Origin of the sequence: Nocardia sienata NBRC 100364, assembly GCF_001613205.1 — a bacterium.
Lineage (GTDB): Bacteria > Actinomycetota > Actinomycetes > Mycobacteriales > Mycobacteriaceae > Nocardia > Nocardia sienata.
Map to the genome: position 1 here is coordinate 1 of NZ_BDBX01000105.1, position 4,046 is coordinate 4,046.

The window sequence follows — 4,046 nt, forward strand, 5'->3', positions numbered from 1 at the left end:
GGTCCGCGACCGGAAGCGATACCGCGGCATCGAGCATTGCGGGCGGCGACGCCGGGAAAGCACCCGCCGCCGAACCCGGACAGGCCGCCGACAACGGCCTGCGCACCCCGGGCCGGTCCCGGCGGGCGCGCGCCAGACGGGCCCGGGCCCGACGTCAGCAACGAGAACAGGCCGAGCAGACACAGACAGGATCGGAGCAGCACACGTGACAGAACCGACGCGTATCGAGGTCCGCACCGCACAGCCCTATCCGGTGATCATCGGCCGCGGTCTGCTCGGAGACCTTGTCGAGGTGGTCACCGGGGCGGGCGGTGTACGGACCGTCGCCCTGTTCCATCAGCCGTCGCTGGTCGAGACCGCCGAGGTGGTGCGTACCACGCTGGCCGAGGCCGGCCTCGATGCCCACCGCATCGAGATCCCGGACGCCGAGGCGGGCAAGGAGCTCGCCGTGGCCGGTTTCTGCTGGGAGGTGCTGGGCCGGATCGGCCTCACCCGCAACGACGTGGTGGTGAGCCTCGGTGGTGGCGCGGCCACCGATCTCGCCGGGTTCGTCGCCGCGACCTGGATGCGCGGGGTGAAGATCGTGCACGTACCCACCACGCTGTTGGCCATGGTGGACGCCGCGGTGGGCGGTAAGACCGGTATCAACACCGAAGCCGGGAAGAACCTCGTGGGCTGCTTCCACGAACCGTCCGCGGTGCTGGTCGACCTGGTGACCCTGGAAACGGTGCCGCGCAACGAGATCGTGGCGGGTATGGCGGAGATCATCAAGGCCGGGTTCATCGCCGACCCGGTGATCCTCGACCTGATCGAACAGGACCCACAGGCCGCGCTGGACCCGACCGGTGAGGTGCTGCCGGAGCTCATCGGCCGGGCGGTGGCCGTCAAAGCGGAGGTGGTCGCGGCCGACCTCAAGGAATCCGCACTGCGCGAAATCCTCAATTACGGTCATACGCTGGGCCATGCGATCGAACGCCGGGAGCGCTATCGCTGGCGGCACGGCGCGGCGGTAGCGGTGGGTCTGGTCTTCGCCGCGGAACTGGGCCGGCTGGCCGGCCGGCTCGACGACGCCACCGCCGACCGGCACCGCAGCATCCTGGAGAGCGTCGGACTGCCCACCACCTACGATCCCGACGCCCTGCCACAACTGCTGGAGAGTATGCAGACCGACAAGAAGACCCGCTCCGGCGTATTGCGGTTCGTGGTACTCGACGGACTGGCCAAACCCGGGCGGTTGGAAGGCCCCGACCCCGCCCTGCTCGCCGCCGCCTATTCGGCGGTCGCCGGCTCCGGGTCCACCGGAGGCAGCGCGATCCTGTTGTGAAACCGGCCGACCGACGGTGAGACGAAGCGGGAGCGGGCCGCGAACGCTATGTTCGCGAACCCGGTACCCACGCTCTTTCCGGAGCTCGCCCGGTGCCCGGCGATTGCGCCGGTCCGAGCCCGTCATATTCGTTGCGGGCTGGCGGCCGACAGCATTTCCGGCCGGACCGGGCTCGTCGGACCGTCAGGCGGGTGAACCGAGCGCGGGTGTGACACCACCCGCCGACCGTTCGTTGTCGCGGCTGCCCAGCCGCCGTCCGACAGCCACCCCGACGAGACCGGGCACGAAGACCAGCAGAACGATGAACGCCGACGCGGCGGTGGCCTCGAACAGCAGGCCGCCGTCGCCGAGGTCGACCTTCGGCAGGAAATCCAGCAGCCAGGAAACCAGCCCGCTGCCCACACCGGCGACCACCGCGGTCTGCAGCCACCGGATCGTCAGATCCGTGCCCTGCTCGGGATTCGGGTGCTCATGACGGTCGGCCCGGCCGTCGCGCACGCCCCAGGCCACCGCGGCACCGATCAGCACCACCAGGCACAGCAGCCGCAACCACACCCCGTAGGTCGGTATGTAGCCCATCGCGAACCCGAGAAGCACCCGCAGGACGACGGCCAGTCCACCGAGCGCCACTGCCCGCAACAACCACGCAGTCATGCCGATCACCATAACGCCCCCGCGCACCGGACTAGAACCCGTTACAGATATTCGCCGGGATCCGGTGCGCTACCGGCACCGTCACCCGAGGTCGGCGAGCGCGGCGGCCATCGCCTCCCGGGGCGCCGGGCGGCCGGTGAACTGTTCGACCTGACCGTAGGCCTGTTCGAGCAGCATCTGCAGACCGCCGATCACCGTGTGCCCGGCGGCGGTGACCGCTTCGGCCAGCGGTGTCGGCCACGGGTTGTACAGCGCGTCGAGCACCACGGGAGCCGCGGCAACCGATCCGGCGACCGCCGCGGCCGCCGTGTACGGCACAGTGCTCACCACGGCGCCTGCCCTGCCGCAGACGCCGGTCAGCTCCGGCGCGTCGAATCCGATCACCCGGACGGCCGCGCCGAGCCGCTCGGCGAGTTCGCGCGCACTCGCCGCGCGGCCCGCGTCGCGGGCGACGATGGTGATGGTCGCGGCCCCGAGTTCGGCCAGCGCCAGCAGCGCGGGACGGGCGGTGCCGCCGGCCCCGAGCACCACCGCCTCGGACAGCTGCCGGACCCCGCCGCCCCGCAGTGCGCCCAGTACCCCGTCCACATCGGTGCAATCGGCGCGCCAGCCGGTCGCCGTCCGCACCAGGGTGTTGGCCGAACCGACGAGTACCGCGCGTTCGGTGCGCACCTGCGCGTACGCGAGGGCCGCTTCCTTGCCCGGCATGGTCACCGACAGTCCGGCCCATTCCGGGCCGAGCCCGTCGACCAGGCCGGGCAGCCGGTCGGCGGTGCATTCGATCCGCTCATAGGTCCAGTCCAGGCCCAGCGCACGGTAGGCCGCCAGGTGCAGCTGCGGAGACTTCGAATGGGTGATGGGGCTGCCGAGCACAGCGGCACGGCGCGGGCCCGCCGGTTCAGCGCCCACTGTCCAGGATCCCGCTCTCCAGCGCCAATTCGATGTTCTGCAGATGTTCGGAATAGCTCTCGGTGAACAGCGTCGTGCCCTGTTTGTCTACCGTCACGAAGTACAGCCAGGTCCCGGGCTCGGGTTCCTCCATGGCCTCCAACGCCGCGATCGACGGTGAGGAGATCGGGGTCGCGGGCAACCCGGCCATGGCGTAGGTGTTCCACGGGGTGGTCTGCCCGCGGTCGGCGTCGGTCGTCGCCACCTCGGTTTTGTCGAGCGCGTAGTTGACGGTGGAATCGAACTGCAGCGGCTGGTCGATCTCCAGCCGGTTCACGATCACCCGGGCCACCTTGCTCATATCCTGCGGCAGCGCTTCACGTTCCACGAGGGAGGCACCGATCAGGGTTTCGTACGGACTGAGCCCGTTGATCCGGCCGGATTCCAGCAAGCCGGTGGACTCGTAGCTGCGGGCGCTCTCGGTCACCAGTTGCCGCAGAATGTCCTGCGCGGAGCCGCTCGGATCGAAATCCCAGCTACCGGCGGCGATCAGGCCCTCGAGCTGGCGGGCGCGGTCGGGCACCGTCCGGACCGACTCCACGGCCCATTCCGGGACGCCGAGCGCGGCCAGATCCGTGGTGGCGCCGGCCTGTTCCAGTTCTTCGTAGGTGACACAGCGACGTTCGGGTTCGGCACCCACGCAGCTGGCGGCGGCGATCTTGGTGTAGATGCCCTCCTTGCGCGCGCCGGTGTTGACGTCGTGCTGATCGTGCAGCTGCCGGCCTTCGGAGACAACGACATTGCCGACTCGCGATCCGGGCGCGACAAGCGCCGCGACCGCGTCCGCGGCCGGACTGTGCACCGGGATCGCGTAGTAGCCGGGCTGTACCGAGTTCATTCCCTCGTCCTGCACGGCGGCCTCGTAGAAAGCGGCGGAACTGGCGACGATTCCCGCCTCCGCCATCGTCGAGGCGATCTCGGTGGCGGTATCGCCGGATTTCACTTGAACCACCACCGGCGCACCGGCGGGACCGGCGAAATCCTCGGCCGGGGTGTAGCGATTGACCAGCTTGTACACCCCCGCCCCGACGATCAGCACCAACAGGACCCCGGCGGCCACCCAGATCAGCCGACGGCGGCCGCCCTCTTGTTTGCGGGCGGCCTTCCGGGCCGCGGCCCG

At 70.1% G+C, this 4,046-nt stretch carries 4 protein-coding genes and 1 pseudogene; 2 read left to right on the forward strand and 3 right to left on the reverse strand.

The genetic code is table 11. The features are described from left to right. A pseudogene (locus tag NS4_RS33040) lies at positions 1-209 on the forward strand (hypothetical protein); the annotation flags it as partial. Beyond that, on the forward strand, positions 206-1,324 hold the full coding sequence (aroB, locus tag NS4_RS30905) for a 3-dehydroquinate synthase (protein ID WP_063062991.1): 1,119 nt from the start codon (positions 206-208) through the stop codon (positions 1,322-1,324). The pseudogene NS4_RS33040 and the gene aroB, both read left to right, overlap by 4 nt. A 183-nt stretch (positions 1,325-1,507) precedes the next feature. Here aroB and NS4_RS30910 read toward each other — a convergent pair whose 3' ends face one another. The 3 genes from NS4_RS30910 to NS4_RS30920 form a co-directional block, all read right to left on the reverse strand. Then, a complete protein-coding gene (locus NS4_RS30910) occupies positions 1,508-1,978 on the reverse strand; it encodes a B-4DMT family transporter (protein WP_245665874.1) in 471 nt (156 codons plus the stop codon). An 81-nt stretch (positions 1,979-2,059) separates the two neighbouring features. After that, on the reverse strand, positions 2,060-2,887 hold the full coding sequence (locus NS4_RS30915) for a shikimate dehydrogenase (protein WP_063062993.1): 828 nt from the start codon (positions 2,885-2,887) through the stop codon (positions 2,060-2,062). After that, a partial coding sequence (locus NS4_RS30920; RefSeq protein WP_063062994.1) for an endolytic transglycosylase MltG occupies positions 2,877-4,046 on the reverse strand: 1,170 nt, incomplete at its 5' end. The genes NS4_RS30915 and NS4_RS30920, both read right to left, overlap by 11 nt.